Source organism: Planctomycetota bacterium (assembly GCA_039819165.1).
Classification (GTDB): domain Bacteria; phylum Planctomycetota; class Phycisphaerae; order Phycisphaerales; family UBA1924; genus JAHCJI01.
Genome location: JBCBSM010000002.1, coordinates 1 through 17,631, shown reverse-complemented (window position 1 = coordinate 17,631; position 17,631 = coordinate 1). Strand labels below are relative to the sequence as shown.

The 17,631-nt window shown below is 71.5% G+C and carries 15 protein-coding genes; 8 read left to right on the top strand and 7 right to left on the bottom strand.

Going from position 1 to position 17,631, the window contains the following annotated elements; genetic code table 11:
• The first annotated feature begins 176 nt into the window (after positions 1 to 176).
• A complete protein-coding gene (locus AAFX79_11475) occupies positions 177 to 1,418 on the top strand; it encodes a hypothetical protein (GenBank protein MEO1009179.1) in 1,242 nt (413 codons plus the stop codon).
• Positions 1,419 to 1,488: 70 nt separating this feature from the next.
• Here AAFX79_11475 and katG read toward each other — a convergent pair whose 3' ends face one another.
• Entirely contained in the window at positions 1,489 to 3,834 is a 2,346-nt protein-coding gene (gene katG, locus AAFX79_11470; GenBank protein ID MEO1009178.1) for a catalase/peroxidase HPI, read from the bottom strand.
• Positions 3,835 to 4,085: 251 nt separating this feature from the next.
• Here katG and AAFX79_11465 point away from each other — a divergent pair, with 251 nt between their 5' ends.
• Positions 4,086 to 4,967: a hypothetical protein gene (locus tag AAFX79_11465; protein ID MEO1009177.1), complete on the top strand. Its 882-nt coding sequence runs from the start codon at positions 4,086 to 4,088 to the stop codon at positions 4,965 to 4,967.
• A gap of 69 nt (positions 4,968 to 5,036) precedes the next feature.
• Positions 5,037 to 6,734 carry a serine hydrolase domain-containing protein gene (locus AAFX79_11460; protein ID MEO1009176.1) on the top strand — a complete coding sequence of 566 codons (1,698 nt, stop codon included), beginning with the start codon at positions 5,037 to 5,039 and terminating at the stop codon, positions 6,732 to 6,734.
• A 22-nt stretch (positions 6,735 to 6,756) separates the two neighbouring features.
• Here the strand turns inward: AAFX79_11460 and AAFX79_11455 are convergent, their stop codons facing one another.
• Positions 6,757 to 8,094, bottom strand: coding sequence for a GC-type dockerin domain-anchored protein (locus tag AAFX79_11455; protein ID MEO1009175.1), 1,338 nt, complete (start codon positions 8,092 to 8,094; stop codon positions 6,757 to 6,759).
• 218 nt (positions 8,095 to 8,312) lie between these two features.
• Between AAFX79_11455 and AAFX79_11450 the strand changes: the two genes are divergently transcribed.
• Entirely contained in the window at positions 8,313 to 8,699 is a 387-nt protein-coding gene (locus AAFX79_11450; GenBank protein MEO1009174.1) for an STAS domain-containing protein, read from the top strand.
• Positions 8,700 to 8,725: 26 nt separating this feature from the next.
• Here the strand turns inward: AAFX79_11450 and AAFX79_11445 are convergent, their stop codons facing one another.
• The 3 genes from AAFX79_11445 to AAFX79_11435 form a co-directional block, all read right to left on the bottom strand.
• On the bottom strand, positions 8,726 to 10,819 hold the full coding sequence (locus tag AAFX79_11445) for a DEAD/DEAH box helicase (GenBank protein MEO1009173.1): 2,094 nt from the start codon (positions 10,817 to 10,819) through the stop codon (positions 8,726 to 8,728).
• Between the two features lie 101 nt (positions 10,820 to 10,920).
• Positions 10,921 to 11,706: a class I SAM-dependent methyltransferase gene (locus AAFX79_11440; protein ID MEO1009172.1), complete on the bottom strand. Its 786-nt coding sequence runs from the start codon at positions 11,704 to 11,706 to the stop codon at positions 10,921 to 10,923.
• On the bottom strand, positions 11,703 to 12,524 hold the full coding sequence (locus AAFX79_11435; GenBank protein MEO1009171.1) for a glycosyltransferase family 2 protein: 822 nt from the start codon (positions 12,522 to 12,524) through the stop codon (positions 11,703 to 11,705). Before AAFX79_11435 ends, AAFX79_11440 begins: the two co-directional genes overlap by 4 nt.
• A 57-nt stretch (positions 12,525 to 12,581) precedes the next feature.
• Here AAFX79_11435 and AAFX79_11430 point away from each other — a divergent pair, with 57 nt between their 5' ends.
• Genes AAFX79_11430 through AAFX79_11415 form a run of 4 tightly spaced genes read left to right on the top strand, consistent with a single transcriptional unit; the run spans position 12,582 to position 16,690 of the window.
• Positions 12,582 to 13,517: a hypothetical protein gene (locus AAFX79_11430; GenBank protein MEO1009170.1), complete on the top strand. Its 936-nt coding sequence runs from the start codon at positions 12,582 to 12,584 to the stop codon at positions 13,515 to 13,517.
• Between the two features lie 3 nt (positions 13,518 to 13,520).
• On the top strand, positions 13,521 to 14,399 hold the full coding sequence (locus AAFX79_11425) for a class I SAM-dependent methyltransferase (GenBank protein ID MEO1009169.1): 879 nt from the start codon (positions 13,521 to 13,523) through the stop codon (positions 14,397 to 14,399).
• Between the two features lie 18 nt (positions 14,400 to 14,417).
• Complete coding sequence (locus AAFX79_11420; GenBank protein ID MEO1009168.1) at positions 14,418 to 15,341, top strand: glycosyltransferase; 924 nt, start codon at positions 14,418 to 14,420, stop codon at positions 15,339 to 15,341.
• Complete coding sequence (locus AAFX79_11415; protein ID MEO1009167.1) at positions 15,338 to 16,690, top strand: glycosyltransferase family 87 protein; 1,353 nt, start codon at positions 15,338 to 15,340, stop codon at positions 16,688 to 16,690. The genes AAFX79_11420 and AAFX79_11415 overlap by 4 nt, the downstream gene beginning before the upstream one ends.
• On the opposite strand, the gene AAFX79_11410 is transcribed toward AAFX79_11415, so the two are convergent.
• Together AAFX79_11410 and AAFX79_11405 are read right to left on the bottom strand one after the other, a co-directional pair.
• The gene (locus tag AAFX79_11410) at positions 16,630 to 17,010 is read right to left on the bottom strand and encodes a hypothetical protein (protein ID MEO1009166.1); all 381 of its coding nucleotides are present in this window, start codon (positions 17,008 to 17,010) and stop codon (positions 16,630 to 16,632) included. The genes AAFX79_11415 and AAFX79_11410 overlap by 61 nt on opposite strands.
• 20 nt (positions 17,011 to 17,030) lie before the next feature.
• Positions 17,031 to 17,567 (bottom strand): hypothetical protein, encoded by a 537-nt coding sequence (locus AAFX79_11405; protein MEO1009165.1) that lies wholly within the window; start codon positions 17,565 to 17,567, stop codon positions 17,031 to 17,033.
• Positions 17,568 to 17,631 lie beyond the last annotated feature (64 nt).

Sequence of the window (17,631 nt, the reverse complement as noted above, 5' to 3'; positions counted from 1 at the left end):
CGCACAAGCCAAGAAATATTCGTGGCGGACACGCAGAGCGCGGATGCCTCGATGCGGATGCCTCGATGCGGATGCCGCCGAGCGGCGGGCCGAGCGCCGAGGGACCATCGCGGGTAGCATTGCGACCCCTGCAAACAGCGCCGTCCGGATCTGCCACCGGGATGAGGAACGCATGCATGCGAATCAGCTCGTATCCAAGGCGGATGGCCCTCGCGGGACTCGCGGTCCCGCTGGCTGCGATCGCCCTTGCCGGATGCCAATTCGGCCCGGGCACGCTGGCCGTCTCCAGCGCACACTACAGCGATGCCGTCCGCATTGCGCAGACCGAGCAGCTGCTCATCAACCTGGTGCGTCTCCGCTACCGGGACCACCCCGTGTACCTCAGCGTCACGAGCATCTCGACCCAATTCGAGGTCGGCGCGTCGGCGTCCATCGACGGCAGCATCGTCGAGGCCGGGGCCGACGTGCTCGGTCTCGGCGGTGGGATCGAGTATTCCGAGCGGCCCACGATCACTTTTGGCATCCTCAGCGGCGACGAGTTCGAGCGCGAGATCCTCGAGCCGGTGAGCATCAACACGATCGCGCTCCTCGCCGACTCGGGCTGGCGGGTTGATCGCGTGCTCCGCCTGACGGTCGAATCGCTGAACGGCCTCCGGCACGCGACCTCGGCGTCCGGCCCGACGCCATCGGCCGCGCCGGAGTTCCGCGACTTCCTCGAGGCGGTCACGCTTCTCCAGAGCCTCACCGAAGCGGGAGACGTCGAGTTCGAGTTCGCCCTCCGCGAGAAGGCATTCTCCGACCCGATCCCCCGCTCGCAGATCTCGGGCGACCACCTCATCAGCGCGGCGCGGCAGGGGATCGAGTTCAAGCGTGCCGGCGAGGGCGACGACTATCGCCCCACGTTCGAGGAGCGGCGGCTCGTGATGCGCATCCGCGCGCGAGCGGAAGACAAGGCCAACGTGGCCCGGCTGCGTGCGCTCCTTGGGCTCGATCCCTCGCTGGATCACTACGACGTCGTGGCCACGGACGACGCCGAGCAGGATCCGCTGCTGCCCCGCTCGGACCGAACGCAGCTCGTCCTCGACACCCGCTCGTTGCAGGGCGTGCTGTACCTGCTCTCCCAGGGCGTGCAGCCCCCGGACGCCGACCTAGCACGCCGCGTCGTGACCCAGACGCGATCCGAAGACGGCGGCGTCTTCCAATGGAGCGAGTTGCTCGGTGGGCTATTCCAGATCAGCCACAGCGACTCACGACCGCGCGATGCCGCGGTCGCCGTCCGGCATCGAGGCGTTTGGTTCTATATCGCCGACCACGACGAGACCAGCAAGTCGACCTTCCTGCTCCTACGCCACCTCTTCACGCTGCAGAGCGGAGAGCGGCCATCCATACGACCCGTGCTGACGCTCCCGGTGGGGTGACCCTCCGGCCGCACGACAACCGTCGATCCCGCAAGCCGTGCCAGAGCACACGGCGCGAAAGCCAAGCGAGTTACGTCGCGGCGAGCTCGAAACGGTCGAGCATCATCACCTTGTCCCAGGCCCGCACGAAGTCGCGGACCATCCGCTCGTGCCCGTCGTCGGAGGCGTACACCTCGGCGAGCGCCCTCAGCTGCGCATTGGACCCGAAGATCAGATCGCACCGCGTGGCGGTAAACCTCGCCTGGCCTGTCGCGCGGTCGTTGATGTAGAAACCCATCTCTGCCTTGTCGGCCGGCACCCACTCGTAGTCCATGCTGCACAGCACCGTGAAGAAGTCGTTGCTCAGCACGCCGGGCCGATCGGTGAAGACGCCGTGCTTCGAGCGGTCAACGTTCTGGTCCAGCACGCGGAGGCCGCCCACGAGCACGGTCCATTCGGGCGCGGTGAGTGTCAGCAGGTGGGCGCGATCGAGGAACAACCGCTCGGGCGAGACCTCGAAGCCCACGCTCCGGTTCATGTAGTTGCGGAAGCCGTCGGCAACGGGCTGCAGCCAGTCGAAGCTCTCCACGTCGGTCTGCTCCTGCGAGCAATCCGTGCGGCCGGGCGTGAAGGGCACCTCCGCGTCGACGCCGGCGTCCTTCGCGGCCTTCTCGACCGCAGCGCAGCCGCCGAGCACGATGAGGTCGGCCAGCGAGACCCGTGTGCCGTTCGCCTGCGCGTCGTTGAACTCGCGCTGCACGGCCTCCAGCGAATCGAGCACCCGCACGAGCTCCTCGGGCCGGTTGACCGCCCAGCCGCGCTGCGGATCGAGGCGGACGCGGGCGCCATTCGCGCCGCCCCGCTTGTCCGAGTCGCGGTAGTTCGAGGCCGACGCCCACGCCGCCGACACCAGCTCTGGAACGGTGTGGCCCGTGGCGAGGATGGCCCGCTTCAGCGTCGCAATGTCCTCATCACCGACAAGCCCATGGTCGACCGCCGGGATGGGGTCCTGCCAGAGCAAATCCTCGCTCGGCACGTCGGGACCCAGGTAGCGAACCTTCGGCCCCATGTCGCGGTGCGTGAGCTTGAACCAGGCCCGCGCGAAGCACTCCGAGAAGTAATCGAAGTCCTCGAGGAAGCGCTCGCAGATCTTTCGATAGGCCGGATCGACCTTGAGCGCCAGGTCGGTCGCGAGCATCATCAGCTCGTTCTGCTGGCCCTCGACGTGCGCGTCGGGCGTCGTGGGCGCGTCGTCGCTCTTGGGCTTGTACTGGATGCCACCCGCGGGGCTCTTCGTCAGCTCCCACTCGTACTTGAAGAGGTTCTCGAGGTAGGCGTTGTCCCACTTGGTGGGCTCGGGCGTCCACGCGCCCTCGATGCCGCTGGTCATGGCATACTGCGCGAAGCCCGTGCCCTCGGTATTCTGCCAGCCCATGCCCATGGCCTGCATGGGTGCGCCCTCGGGCGCGGGGCCGATCTTGTCGCCCGGCACGGCGCCATGGCTCTTGCCGAAGGCATGGCCGCCCGCGATGAGCGCCACGGTCTCCTCGTCGTTCATCGCCATGCGGGCGAAGGTCTCGCGGATGTCGTGGGCCGACGCGGCCGGGTCGCCGTCGCGCTTCGGCCCCTCGGGGTGCACGTAGATCAGCCCCTGGAAGCTCGCGCCCAGCGGGTTCTCCAGGTCCGAACTCGGCGTGCCCGCCTCGCCCCGCCACCGCTTGGTGCGGGTGACCATCTCGCCCGGATGCCCGCCGCCGGACTCCAGGCGATCGGCCGGAGGCAGGAAGTCGTCCACCGCCTTGCCATCCCAGAACTCGGGGCCCAGATAGATGCCGCGATCGGGCTCCCAGGTATCCACGCGGCCGCCGCCGAAGCCGAAGGTCTTGAAGCCCATGTCCTCGAGCGCGACGTTGCCGACGAGGATCATCAGGTCGCCCCACGACAGTGCGGCCCCGTACTTCTGCTTGATGGGCCACATCAGCCGGCGGGACTTGTCGATGTTGCCGTTGTCGTCCCACGAGTTGGTCGGCGCAAATCGCTGCATGCCAGTGCCCGCGCCGCCGCGGCCATCGGCGATGCGATACGTGCCCGCGGCGTGCCACGCCATCCGGACCATCTGCGGCCCGTAGTGCCCGTAGTCCGCGGGCCACCACGGCTGCGAGTCGGTGAGCATCGCGCGGATGTCGGCCTTCACCGCGTCGAGGTCGAGCGTCGCGAAGGCCCTGCGGTAGTCCTCATCGCGCAGCGGGTTGCCCATCGGCGGATTCTGGTGCAGCAGTTCGACCTGCAGCCGGTTGGGCCACCAGTCGCCGATCTGCGGCCGAGACCCCAGCGCGCCGCCGATGCGGGTGCCGCGGAAGGGGCACGCGCCGGATTGCTGCTGGCCGTTGATGCCGTTGGTGCCCGGCGTGCTGCTGGGCGTCGCACTCGTGGTCATGGGCGTGATTCCTGTGCGGAGGCGGAATTCACCTCGTGGCTTTCATTTAGAATGATTCTAGAGTAGCGGCCGCCGCCGCCTCGTCCACGCACCCCGGCGAAGCACCGGTCCGCCGGCGGCAGGAATCCCCGGAACACGCGCAAGGCGGCCTCCCGGGCCTCGACTTGGTAGCGAAGGCCCGCGTCCAGCGGCGATCGCGGAGTTGATCGCGCCGCGGGTCCGTCCTCCCCGCCAACCCACGGAGACGCCCCATGCACCGCAACCGACCCTCGACGCTGCTCGCCCTGTGCCTCGCCGGCATGGCCACCACGCCCCTCGCGAGCGCAGGCCACGCGAACACCGCCGGTGACACGCCCGCCCGGTACTCCGACGATGCGTCGCACGCCGGCGAACAACGCACCCTCCTCCAGGAACTCGCGATCTCCTTCCCCCACGCCACCCAGCGGCGGCACCTCGACGTCGACATCAAGCGGGGCGACATCATCGTCAGCGCGCACGACGGCGACGACGTCCGCGTACGGATCTGGGTGCCGGCCGATGCGGAGCACGCCCAGGGCGCCGACGGCGATGGGTTCCGCGCCGCGTCGGCCCGCCCGCTCGACTTCGAGATCCGCCAGGACGGCAACACCATCGAGCTTGACGCCAACGACTACCACCAGGTGACCCACGTCGAGGTGCTCGTGCCCCGCGCCATCGACCTGACGCTCGACTCCTACCGCAACGGGGTCATCCGCGTCGACGGCGTCCGCGGCCACGTCCGCGCCCGGAGCCAGAACAACGACATCATCCTCACCGACATCGCGGGGACCGCCGACGTGTACGGCTACAACGGAAGCCAGTCGGCCAGCTTCCAAGAGGTCACCGGCGAGCTCTCCTTCGAGACCTACAACGGCAACGTCGCCCTCACCCTCCCCGCCGGCGTCGAGGCCACGACCACGATCCGCGGCGGCCACCACGGCGTCCGCACGCAGTTCGAGATCGATCAACGGGCTACGACGCCCCGGGTGACCGAACGCAAGGACGGAAGCCTCGCCATCGACTTCGGCGAGTACGCCATCGGCGACATCAACGGCGGCGGCTCGAGCGTGCAGATCGAGACCACCAACGGCCGGATCGACATCCGCACGCCGTAGCACCCGATCTCTCCCTCCCCCAGCCCACGCACCGATCCGCCGCGACCCGCGTCGCAGGAGTTCCCCGCCATGTCCCGCACCAGAACCGCCGCGTCGGCGGGCGCGATCGCCCTCGCCGCCCTGACCACTGTCCTCGAGCCCGCCGCCGCGTCCGCTTGGCAGGCCGACTGCCCGCAGCCCGAATTCATGCAGCGGGCCGACATCCCCGGACTCGGCCTCGCCGAGGTCTCGGGCGAACAAATCGACGTGTCCGCGTTCGGCTACGCCGAGCGACCCAGCGCATGCGTAACCGAGTCCACGATCTTCGAGGCGGCCTCGCTCACCAAGCCCGTCGTGGCCTACGCCGTCCTGCGGCTGGTCGATCGCGGACGGCTGGGCCTCGACGATCCGCTCGTTGACCTGCTACCCACGCTGCCGCTGCCCCCCGATGACCCACGCAGCGCACGCGTCACGGTCCGCATGGCGCTCTCCCACAGCACGGGATTGCGCGGCCCGGACGATCGCACCCTGGCCTTCGAGGACGACCCGGGCGAGGCGTTCCGCTACTACCCCCCCGGCTACCGCCTCGTCCAGCGGGCGATCGAGCACCTCGAGAATGCCACGCTCGAGGAGATCGCTCGCCGCGAGGTCTTCGAGCCGCTCGGCATGCAGAGCAGCTCGCTGGTGTACCGCGTCGAGTTCGCCGATCGCCTCGCCACCCGGCACCGCATGCTGGGAGAGCCGATCGAACGACAACGCGAGCCCGGCCGCCCTGCGAACGCGGCCGCCAGCCTGCTCACCACGCCCGGGGACTACGGCCGGTTCCTGCGCGCGATGCTCGACGGCGAGGGCCTCACCACGGACTCGCACGCCGCGATGCTCGAGCCACAGATCCGCGTACCGGGCACCAACGGCGCCGTCGCCTGGGGCGTCGGCTGGGGGCTCGAACCCGATCGCGGCACCTTCTTCCACTGGGGCGACGACGGCGCCGCCAAGTGCTTCACCATGGGATCGACCGATCGCGACGAGGCCTTCGCCTACTTCACCAACAGCTTCTACGGCATGGCCGTCGCCGGCGAATTCGCGGCCGACCTGCTCCCGGGCGACTCGCCCGCGGTGCAATGGCTCGGCTACCCCTCGTGGGACGCCCCCGAGCGGCTCGCCCGCCGCGACACCGTCCGCGCCTTCGTCGAGGGCGACGCCGATCGGGGCATGGCCACCTTTGAGCGCTACCAACGCGAGCATCCGGAGCTGGACATGGACGCCGTCGCCAGCTTCGTGTCGTGGATCCTCGACGGCCGGTCGCTGCACGACGGCCGCGTCCGCCTGCTCGCCCGGCAGATCGAACGCCAGCCCGGCAACGCGGGACTCCAGCTCGATCGCGCTCGTTCCCTCCGAGCGCTCGGTCGGAGCGCCGAGGCCATCGACGCACTACGCGCCGCGATGCCCCTCGTCGATGCCAGCACCGCGGCATCGATCACGGGCCAGATCGGCTGGATCGAGGACGAACTGGCGGCAGCCGACCCGGCACGTGCCGGAGCCCGTCCGCCGCTCGAGCAATTCGTCGGCAGCTATGGCCCGCGGCGGGTCTCCATCGAGTCCGGCGCAGCGGTGTACCAGCGCGGCGACGGCCCAAGGTTCACGCTGCGATGGATGCGCGGCACGACGTTCGCCCTCGAGGGCAACGACACGTTCCGGATCCGCTTTGTGCCCGGGCAGCAACGCGCCACATCGATCATCGGCCTCTACGCCGACGGCCGCACCGACGAGTCGCCGCGGAGCGACTGACCAGTGCCGCGCACGCCCCCCGCTACTCGCAACCCGCGTCGAACGCGTTCTGGAAGCACAGGAAGTCGAACAGCGTCAGGCTTCCGTCGGCGTCGCAGTCGGTCTCGGGCAGGCCGTCCTGGAAGGCGTTCTGGAACGCGAGGAAGTCGAAGAGGGTGAGCACGCCGTCGCCGTCGAAGTCCGCGTAGCAGTCCGCGGCGCATCCAGTGCGGCGGATGATGCCCGCGACCTCGACCGCCGGATCGCCGACCAGCGTGAAGTTGCCGGCGACGTACAGGTCACCGTCCCACACGTGCAGGCCGAAGGCCGACGCGAAGGTCGAGGTGGGCACCGCGGGCTGGCTGGAGATGCCGCCGTCGACGGTCACCCAGCGATCGCCCTCGAGCCGCGCGACGTAACCGATGTCGGGCATGGCCGTACCCGCGAGATACAGCGCGGGCCCGTTGCCATCGTCCCACACCTGCAGGTCGATGACCGCGCCGCCGAGGTCCTGGCCGACCGCCTCCCACGACACGCCGTCCCACTTGTACACGCTCGTCCGCGGCTCGCCCGGCGCGGTCAGCGATCGCCCGCCGACATACAACGCCGGGCCGTTGCCGTCATCGAACACCGCGAGCACACCGGCGTCGGCGGTTGGACTCGAGCCGCCCAGGCCGGTGCCGACCTCCTCCCACGCGCCGTCCCGGAAGCGCGCGATCAGGTCCGTGCCGGGCTCCGCGTCGATGCTGTCGAAGCGGCCGCCGGCGTAGAGGGCGGGGCCGCTGCCGTCGTCGAACTGCTCGACGCCGAACACCGTCGGGCTGAAGACGCCCTCGATGCCGATGCCTAGCCCGATGGCGGCCCACCGCTCGCCGTCCCACTGCGCCAGCCCGCCGGCGTCAATGCCGCCGATGGTCGGGAACGCCCCGCCGGCGAACATCCGCGGCCCGTCGCCCAGGTCGCCCTCGATGAGCGACCAGATCGAGTTGGGCGCCACCAGCCCGCCGCCCATCGACGACCACGACACGCCGTCCCACGCCGCGATCGACTGCGTGTCGGGCTGCCCGCCCGCGCTGGCGAAGAAGCCCGCCGCCACCAGCTGCTCGCGGCCGTCGACCTCGAAGGGCAGCAGGCTCGTCAGGAAGCCGTTGGTCGAGCCCGTGCTCAGCCCCGGGCTGCCGACGCGGGACCACGCCTCGGCAGCGCGATCCCACTGAGCGATCAGCGTCGTGCCCGGCACGCCGATGAAGCCCGCGAACGAGCCGCCGGCGTACAGACGCTCGCCGGTCCCATCATCCCAATTCGCCATGGGCTGCACGTAGCCGCGGCTGATGCCGGGCTGCCCGATGGTCCCATCCCACGCGGGCGTGCACTGCCCCACTGCCGCCCCGCCGGCCGCACAAACCGCGATTCCCCACCACACCCCAAGCCTCGCCGTCCCCATCGCGTCCACCCCTTTCCACTTGCCAGCAGTGTAATGCACCCTCCGCCCGGGAGCGTGGCCACCCGCCGACCGATCGGCCGGGGCCGCCACGTCGCGTCCGGTAACACGGCCCGCACGCCAGCGAGGCCAGCCGGTCGATCGCAGGGGGAACGCATATGGCCGTCGCACGCCACGCCGAGCAGCACCACCGATCCGGCGAGGGTCGATTCGCCACCCTCGAGAACGCCGGCCATGCACTGATCGTCAAGGTCCGCGGCCCCAGCCTCTCGGACGAGGATGCCGCCGGCGTGCTCGCCCAGGTCGCCGGACACGTCGACCGCTGCGGCGGCCGCGTCGTGCTCGACCTCACGGGCGTGGAGTTCATGGTGTCGGCGGGCATCTCGATGGTGCTCGAGCTGCGGGAGCGCTGCCACGCCGCCGGCGGCCAACTCGCGGTGTGCGGGCTGGCGAGGCCCATCGCTAGCGTGCTGCACTCCACGCGGGTCGATCGCCTAGTGGTCGTGGCCCGCACCAGCGAACGGGCCGCCCGCAAGATCGCCTGACGCCTCCGGACCGCCGAAGGGGCGCCCTAGCGCCGCCGCGCGACGCGGCCACCCAGCCGCCGCGGCGGCAGCTTGGTGGGCACCACGCCCCCGGGAAACTTGTCCTCGCTCGCCTCGGTGGGCAGCACCGCACCCTGCCGCTCAAGGGCCTTGCGGCGGAGTTGCTCGTCGCGGCGCTCGGCCTCCTGCCGCTGCTCGCGAACCTGCCGCGGCTCGGGCCCGGGCTCGAAGTCGGGGTAGCTCATCGGCGGGATGTGGGCGTTGGCGCGGTTCTCGATCTCGGTCAGCAGCTTGCCCTGCTCGGGCGTCACCAGGCTCCACGCGATGCCGCCTCGGCCCGCCCGCGCCGTCCGGCCGATGCGGTGGATGTACAGGTCCGGGTCCTCGGGCAGGTCGTAGTTGATGACGTGGCTGATGCCCTCGACGTCGATGCCGCGGCTGGCCAGGTCGCTGGCGATCAGCACCGCGAGCTCGCCGCTGCGGAGCCGCTGCATCACGCTGTTCCGCCGGCTCTGCCGCATGTCGCCGTGGATCGCCACCGCGTCGATCTTGTGGTCCCGCAGGTGCTTCTCGAGATCGTCGACCACCCGCTTGAGCCGGCAGAACACGACCGTGAGCGCGGGCTCCTCGTGCGTCAGCAGGTGCAGCAGCAGCCGCTTCTTGTCCCAGGGCTGCACGCTGATGTAGTGCTGCTCGACGACGCTGACCGTCAGCGAGCCCGCCGACGCCACCAGCTTCTCGGGGTCCCGCATGTACCGCCGCGCGAGCTTCTCGATCTCCTCGGTCAGCGTGGCCGACACGAAGATGGTCTGGCGGTCCTTCGGACAGGCGCCCAGGATCTTGCGGATGTCCTCGCGGAAGCCGATGTCGAGCATCCGGTCGACCTCGTCGAGGATCGCCACCTGCACGCGATCGAACCGCAGGTAGCCCCGCCGCTCCATGTCCATGACCCGGCCCGGCGTGCCCACGATGATCTCGGGCTTCTTCGCCAGCCGCTTGGCCTGCTTCTCGATCGGATCGCCGCCGTACACGGTCACGACGTTCAGGTCGCTGTACTTGCCCAGCGTCTCGAGCTCGGCGGTAATCTGCAGCGCAAGCTCCCGCGTGGGTGCCAGCACCAGGCCCGCGAAGGCGTCCCCCGGATCCACCAGCGACAGCAGCGGCAGACCAAAAGCGGCGGTCTTGCCCGTGCCGGTCTTGGCCTGCCCCAGCACGTCCTTGCCCTCCAGTGCGGGCGGGATGAGCATGGCCTGGATGACCGTGGGGTGGACGAAGCCCTCTTCCTCAACGCCGTCGAGCACGTCCTCGACCAGATCGAAGTCCTCGAAGGTCACCGTGTCGTCGAAGATGGTCTCGTCCCGCTCGGCGTCGTCGGCCGGCTTGCTGCGGGGGGTGCTGCCGGGGTTATTGCCGGGATTGCCGCGGGGCTTGGTCTGCGAACGCTCCCGGCCGCCAGCCTTCGGATTCTCACCTACGCGGCTGCCGCGACCGCGCTCGTCCCGCGATCCGCCGCGGTCGTCGCTCCGCCGACGTCCATCGTCGGGTCGGGCCTCGCCGTTGTCGCGATCGCGATCGCCGCGCGGGCGATCGTTGCGGTCGCGACCATCGCGATCCCGGTCGTCCGTCTTGCGCTCTCGGTCTGCACGCGGCCCGCTGGGAATCTCGATGGGCTTCGGCGGCCGCTCGTCGCGGTCGCGCTTGGCGGGTGCCGATCGCGCCTCCGGCCGCCGGCCCTCGGATTCACGCCGCGCAGGGCGGAGCTCCGGCTTGGGCTGGCGGTCGGCCTTCGGCCCGGAGGGAACGGTCAGGCCACCGCGCGCGGGCCGAGGTGCGCGCGATGGCCGGCGCTGGCCATCCTCGTCGTCGATGGCGATCGAGCGGATCTCGGTGCGGGTCACGCGGCTGCGGGACGAACCCCGCCGGCCACCGCCCGATGGAGCCTTCTTGGTCGTCCGTCCGCCGGTCTTCTTCGTCGTCCGCACGCCGCCCCGCGAGCCGGCCGCGGGGGCCGTCTTCTTCGTGGTCTTCTTGCTGGTCTTGCGCACGGTCTTCTTGGAGACCTTCTTGGAGGTCTTCTTCGAGCCGGCCTTCGCCGTCTTCTTGGTCGTCTTCTTGGCCATGGATGTCCTCATGGGGGGCGAGCGCCCGCCGCAATCGCGGAACGACCATCGTAGCACGACCCCACGCAACCATCGGGGGCCATTCGAGAACCCCCGCGGCCCTAGTCCGCCGGGCGGCGGAAGAACATCGAGCCGAAGGTGTACCGCGCCGCGGGGTGCTTGCGGTTGAGCGCGAACCGCTCGCCGGTATCCGAGAACGGGCCGCCCACGAGGGGGAGCCCGATCAGGTCCGCCAGCCGGTGCGCGTCCTCCATCGTGCGCATCGGGGCCTCCATCGGCCCGTCCTCGCCGAAGTCGAAGGTCACGCACAGCATCCCGCCCGGGCGCACCAGCCGGCCCATGCGGCTGGCGACCCGCTCCTGCTGCGGCGGCAGGATGTGCTCGATCACGCTGAAGCAGTACACCCGGTCGAAGCCCGACTCAGGGGCGCCCAAGTCGGCCGCGCTCGGATCGACCTCGCCCAGGTTGTCCATGCGGGCATGCAGATCCAGCCCCTGGCGCGCCGCCGCGGCGTTGGACTGCTCGGTCATCGTCGGATCGATGTCCAGGCACACCACGCGATCGCCCAGCGAGGCCAGGTAGAGGATCGGCAGCGTCATCGCGCCACCAACGTCGAGCACGTGCAGCGGCCCGCCGGGCGACCGCGTCGGCCCGCTGGCCGCGGTGAGCGCGAGCCCGCGGCTGTACTCCCACATCTTGTGGCGGCGGACGTACCACCGCTTCTTGACGTACCCGTTCACTCCCAGCGGCTCGCCCTTGAGACGCCAGCCGCGGGCCCACCGCTTCATGTCGGCCACGGTGGGCGCGATGCGGGGGTCGCGGGCGTCCTCGAAGGCCAGCGTCTTGTTGACGCCGGCGAGATCGATCGTGTCGGCGGTGGCGGTCACGGATGCTCCGGGGAGGGCTCGGGGGTCGCCTGAGGGGTCTCGGCGTCGGCATCCTGCAATTCGAGCAGGCACACGTACTTCATGAAGGTGTAGGCCGCCATCGCGCCCGCGGCCGCCCAGCCCCGGCGGCCATCCAGGAAGCCGCGGCGGACGATCACCTCCCGCACGAAGGCCGATGCCGGCGACAATGCCAGCTTCAGCGGCGACGCCCGCTTGCCCGCGGCGTGCAGGCTGCGGGCGGTCAGCTCGGCGTGCCCCGCGTGCTTGCGCATCAGCTCGGCGAAGCTCGCGAAGCTCGCGTGCCGCAGGTCCCCCGCGAGATCGGCTTCTCGGGTCTGGCCGGGATCAACGGGCCGCAGCTCGTCGTGCGGATCGAGCCCCTGCCAGCGGTACCGCTCCCGCCGGACCAGCCGCAGCCGCCACTCGGGCTGCCACGCGTGCTCGAAGAAGCGGCCCCGGTACCAGACCTTGCGGTTGACGCGGTACCCCGTGGGGCCCTCCTCGTGCACGAGGTCGAGGGCCTCGATGGACCGTCGCAGCTCGGGCTCGAGCGACTCGTCGCTATCCAGCGACAGCACCCAGGGCTGGGCGCAGCGCTCTAGGCCGAACTGCTTGGTTCTGACGTAGCCCAGCCACTCGGTCTCGACGACGCGGCAGCCGTGGTCGGCGAGGATCTCGAGCGTGCCGTCGGTAGACCCCGAGTCGATCGCGACGATCTCCTTGCCCAGTCCCCGGACGCTCTCGAGGGTGCGGCCGATGGTGCCGGCGTTGTTCTTGCACACGATGCACACCGAGAGCGGCTGGGGCTGCGGGGTCATGCCGTCCCCAGCAAAGCGCGCCCGGGGCGGGACATCAAGCCGATATGCTCGTTTCCGATGGCGGACGGGGGCGCATGGCGGGCGACGCGGGCGGCGGCGGGCGAGGACGGCCCGGCGTGGGCCCGCGCGCTGGAGGCCGAGCCCTGGCGGGACGCCGCCCGTGCCCTCAAGGTCGACGGCGACACCCGCGTCCTGGCCGCCACGCTGCGGAACCGGGCCGTTGTGCTCAAGTTCGGCCACCTCGGCGTGCGGGCCCGGGCGATCAAGGCCCGGCTGGGGCTCTCTCCGGCAGATCGCAACTGGGCCGGCGCCGCCCTGCTGGCGGCCGAGGGCATCCCGTGCGCCCGGATGCTCGCCCTGCTGGCCGAGCGGCCCTCGCCCGGGACGCCGCCGCGGCAGTGCCTGATCTCGGCCTTCGAGCCCGGCGAGACCCTGCTGCACTACGCCCGCCTGGCGCACGCGGGCGAGCTGGCATTCCGCCGGCAGCGGCGGCTGGCCCGTGCGGTCGGCCTGCACGTGGGGTGCATCCTGGCGGGCGACCTCTACAACCGCGACAGCAAGCCCAGCAACCTGATCGTGCGGTGGGACGACGATGCTCCGGGCGACCCCGCCCGCGACATCGCAGACGACGCATGGCCCTCGCTGACGGTCGTCGATTGCCAGGGCGTGCGGCGGCTGGTCCGCAAGCGGGCCTACCGCAGCATGCGGATGCAGGCGTCGCTGATCCTCGAGCCCATGGGTCTGTGCATGACGCCCCGGCGGCCGCACATCGCGCGCACCCTGCGCGCCACCATGGCGGCCTACGCCGCCCGCCGCTACGCGGGCGTGCCCGTGGAGGCGGCGCTGCGGCTGGACCTCAAGGCCGAGCACGAGCTGCTGGCCTCTATTCCCGAGCGGGCGATCGCCGGCTGGCACCGCATCGCCGAGCGGATCCGCGTGCACGGCGACCCGACGCCCCGCGTCGACCCGCTGGCCGAGCCCGACCTTCAATAGCCCATGGCCCAGCCCGTGCGGCGACAGCCCGATCTCGGCACCGAGGCCCGCGTTCCGCCCTGGCAGCTGGAGTGGTGGCGGGTGCCCTTCCTGCACGAGGAGGCCGAGGACGCCGGCGGCGCGACCATCAGCCGCTTCGAGCTGCCCGAGCGGCCCATGCACAAGGTCGCCCTGCCGCGCGACGCGACGGCGCTGCACACCGGCGAGCGGCTGGATCCCGACGCCAACCGCTGGCCCCGCACGCCGCTGCTCGCGAGCCGCGCGACGCCGTGGCTGGCCGAGCTCGACGACCTGTACGCCGCGCCCGGGACCTATCCGACCTCCGTTGCGCCCGAGGCCGGCCTGCTGCTGCACGCGCTGGCGGCGAACATCCGGCCCGCCACCGTCTTCGAACTGGGCGTGGGCTTCGGCGTGTCGACGATCTGGATCGCCAGCGCCCTGGGGAACGACGCGCGGCACGTCGGCATCGACGACTTCACGCCCATCGGCCCCGAGCCCGGTGGCGATCGGCTGGACGCGGTGCGGACGCGGCTGGAGCGTGCAGGCGTGGGCACTCGCGTGCGGCTGGTCGAGGGGCACACCAGCCACGCGGCCAAGGCGCTGCACGCCGAGTTGCGGGACTCGGGCGGCGTGCAGCTGGCGGTCATCGACGCCGACCACACCGTCCGCGGCTGCTGGCACGACCTGTGGGCCGTCGAGCCGGTGCTGGCGCCCGGCGGCTACGCGATCCTGCACGACACGAATCCCCAGGCCGCGGGCTGCGACGGCCCGCGTGCGGTGCTCGACTGGCTCGACGCGCTCGCCGTCGGGCTGTACGAGCGGGTCGAGCTGCCGCTGGCGCCGGTGGATATGGGGCTTGCGGTGCTGCGTCGAATCGGCTAGGGGCTGCTACCCTGACGGATGCCGAAGGGCATTACTGTTCCCAAGAGCACCACGGGCACCACCGACGCTCCCCGCGCGGCCGAAACGCTGCCGCCGCTGCCCCACCGGCCCGATCGGCTGGCGATCGTCATCCCGATGTACCAGGAGGCGGCCCGCATCGCGCCGACCGTGGCCGACGTGCTGGCGACGCTGCACGGCTGGTCGCTGCCGGCGCAGCTCGTGCTCGTCGACGACGGCTCGACGGACGGCACGTCCGAGGTTGCCCGGCGGGCCATCCACGACGCCGGGCCCGCGGCGGATGCCGCCGACTGGGTGCAGACACGGGTGCTGCCGCACGAGCGCAATCGCGGCAAGGGGGCGGCCGTCCGCACCGGGCTGGCCGCCGCGATCGAGACCGGCGCGGACTGGGCGCTGATGATGGACGCCGACAACGCTGCGCGGCTGCGGGAGATCCGCTGGCTGCTGCCCCACGCTCGCGGCATTGCGCCCGCCGCGACGGCCGACTTCGTCATCGCCTCCCGCGCCACGCCCGACGCCGACGTGCGGGCCGTCGCCAGCCGCAAGCTGACGGGGCTCGCCTTCCGTGCGGCGCTCGGGTGCATGGGGCTGCGGCTGGCCCGCGACACGCAGTGCGGCTTCAAGCTGTACTCGGCCCGCGCCGCCCGGCTGGTGCTCGAGCACGCCCAGGAAGATCGCTACGCCTTCGACATTGAGCACATCGCGCTATGCCGGCGCGCCGGGCTGGGCGTCGCGGAGATCGGCGTCACCTGGCGGCACGTCGACGGCAGCAGCATCAGCCCGGTCCGCGATGGGCTCAAGATGCTCCGCGAGGCACGGCGGATCGCCACGCGGCTGCGCACGCTGGACGTCGCCGCGCCCGATGAGGCCCGCTCCGAGCTGGAGGCCAAGCCCGCGGGCGAGCCGACGCGGATCGGCGCGTGACGCGCGCACGCGGGTGGCGCTACCGCGCGGTGCGCGCGGCGTCGGTCGCCGTGATCATCGCCGCCGCCGCGGTGCTGGCCTGGGCGATCGCCGGGTCGGCCTCGGACCTCGCGAAGCACGAGTACAGCGACTTCGCGCACTTCTACAACGCGGGCCTGGCGACGCGGCTGGGCGAGACGATCTACCCGCCCACGCCCGACCTGCCCGTGCCGCCCTACCTGCCCGACGGCGCGGGCTACATCTACCCGCCCACGGCCGCCGCGGGCTTCGCGCTGCTGGCGATGCTCTCTGCCGGGACGGCCGCCGCGCTGTGGCTCGCGGCGAACTCGCTCGCGCTCGTCACCAGCCTGCTGCTGGCGGCGCGGGCGTGCCTGCTCGATCTGGATCGCCCGGCGGGAATCACGCCGACGCTGTTCGTCGCCGCGCTGCCGGTCGTGCTGCTGGCCGACAAGCTCAAGAAGTCGCTGGCCTACCTGGGCACCGACGTGCTGGTGCTGTCGCTCTTCGCCTTTGCGCTGGCGGCGATGCGGCGGGCGCCCGTGCTCGCCGGCGTGCTGCTGGCCGGGGCGGCGACGATCAAGTACACGGCGGCGGCCTTTGCGCTGTACTTCGTGGTCCGTCGCTGCTGGGCGGCGCTCGCGGGCTTCGCGGGCGGGCTGGCGATGCTCGCGCTCGCGCCCGCGTTGGTCTACGGCTGGGATCGCAACCTGGGGTACTGGGGCGTGGCGCTGGGGGGCGTTGCGCGGCTGCTGGGTGCGGACGTGCCCCGAGACCAGGGCGCGCCCATCCACGAGCTGGCGTGGATCAACAGCGTCTCGGTGCCGAGCGCGATGATGCGCATCGCCGCGACGCTCGGCCTGCCGACCGGGGCGGCGCTGCTGGCCACCGCGTTCGTGGCGGCGGGGTGCGTGGGGATTGCGTGGGCGATCTATCGACGCCGGGGGCTGGCGTTGTGGCGGCCGGCGGGCCACCCGCGTGCGCTGCGGCCGCTGGAGTGGGCGGGCGTGGTCGTGGTCGCGCTGGCCTTCAGCCCGCAGACCACGACCAACCACGCCACGCAGCTGGCGGTCGCGATGCTGCCCGCGGCCGTGCTGCTATTGCCGCAACGCGATGGCGCGAGCACCCCCCGCTGGCCCATCGTGCTGGGGCTGACGCTCGCGGTCACGGGGCTGATGCTGCCGCCGGGCGGCCGGCAGTTCGAGGACGCCGTCCACGCCTGGCGGTTCGTGGGCGGCGCGACGTGGCTGGTGCTGGGGATGTATGGGCTGGTGCTGTGGGGTGGGGTGCGTCACTTGTTGAGCGTGGAGTCGGCGAAGCCGGCGGCCACCTTGCGAACAGTGAACCCATAGCCCGTCTTGATCCACGACCCGATTCGCCCCAACAGGCTGCGACGCGCCTCGACGATGTCCTTGGCGCGCTGCTCGGGATCGAGCATTTCTGGCGCTGGCTTCGCCTCGATCTCTTCGGCGACCTTGGCAACACCGCGGCCCGCCGCCTCGCGAACCTGGCGCTCCAGTTGCTCATCGCGTGACGTGCGCTGGCGGGGCTGGGCGGTATTGTCTGCGTCCGAGCTGTCCCCGCTCAGCGCGACATGGATGTTGCGATTCTCGATGACATGCCCTAGCTGACCAATCAGCCGCGCCGCATCATCGGCGTTCTTCGCGGTCACGCGGATGGTCGCCCGCCGGGTCACGACGGCACCACCACGCGAGAATCGACCGTTGAGTCGATCTCGACCGGGCCGATGACGAGTCCCCGTCCGCCATTGGCTCGGTAGAACCGCTCCATGTCGCCGCCGAGTTGCTCGACGAGTTCGAGCAGTTCCGCGTCGCTCACGCCATCAGGAATCTCGATCGTGACATCCAGCGCCTTGTCGCCAACCCGCTCCTCCTTCGCCTCCTCCGGCCACCCCTCCGGCTCGCCCTCGGGCCACAGCGGGCCGAAGAACGCCGGCGGCACCGGCGTGCCGTGGGTCCACGCCTCGGCCTCGGTCGCGGCCAGCAGTAGCTCGTAATCCGCGGCGGCGGCGGCGTAGGCGGCGGCGTGGGCGGCGGCGTAGGCGGCGTAGGCGTCGGCGGCGGCGGCGGCGGCGGCGCGGGCGGCGGCGTCGGCGGCGTAGGCGGCGGCGTCGGCGTAGGCGTCGTAGGCGGCGTCGTAGGCGGCGGCGTGGGCGGCGGCGCGGGCGGCGGCGCTGCGGCAGGCGGGGCCCGAGGTCCTGCACGTCAATCACAGCGTGTGGCAGCCCAGCGTGGCGGCCGAGGTCTGTCCGCCCCTGGGCATCCCGTTTTTC

Excerpts from the sequence above, each read along its gene's own strand:
- AAFX79_11475 (MEO1009179.1), top strand. The coding sequence starts at position 177 with ATGCGAATCAGCTCGTATCCAAGGCGGATGGCCCTCGCGGGACTCGCG.
- katG (MEO1009178.1), bottom strand. The coding sequence starts at position 3,834 with ATGACCACGAGTGCGACGCCCAGCAGCACGCCGGGCACCAACGGCATC.
- AAFX79_11465 (MEO1009177.1), top strand. The coding sequence starts at position 4,086 with ATGCACCGCAACCGACCCTCGACGCTGCTCGCCCTGTGCCTCGCCGGC.
- AAFX79_11460 (MEO1009176.1), top strand. The coding sequence starts at position 5,037 with ATGTCCCGCACCAGAACCGCCGCGTCGGCGGGCGCGATCGCCCTCGCC.
- AAFX79_11450 (MEO1009174.1), top strand. The coding sequence starts at position 8,313 with ATGGCCGTCGCACGCCACGCCGAGCAGCACCACCGATCCGGCGAGGGT.
- AAFX79_11445 (MEO1009173.1), bottom strand. The coding sequence starts at position 10,819 with ATGGCCAAGAAGACGACCAAGAAGACGGCGAAGGCCGGCTCGAAGAAG.
- AAFX79_11435 (MEO1009171.1), bottom strand. The coding sequence starts at position 12,524 with ATGACCCCGCAGCCCCAGCCGCTCTCGGTGTGCATCGTGTGCAAGAAC.
- AAFX79_11430 (MEO1009170.1), top strand. The coding sequence starts at position 12,582 with ATGGCGGACGGGGGCGCATGGCGGGCGACGCGGGCGGCGGCGGGCGAG.
- AAFX79_11425 (MEO1009169.1), top strand. The coding sequence starts at position 13,521 with ATGGCCCAGCCCGTGCGGCGACAGCCCGATCTCGGCACCGAGGCCCGC.
- AAFX79_11420 (MEO1009168.1), top strand. The coding sequence starts at position 14,418 with ATGCCGAAGGGCATTACTGTTCCCAAGAGCACCACGGGCACCACCGAC.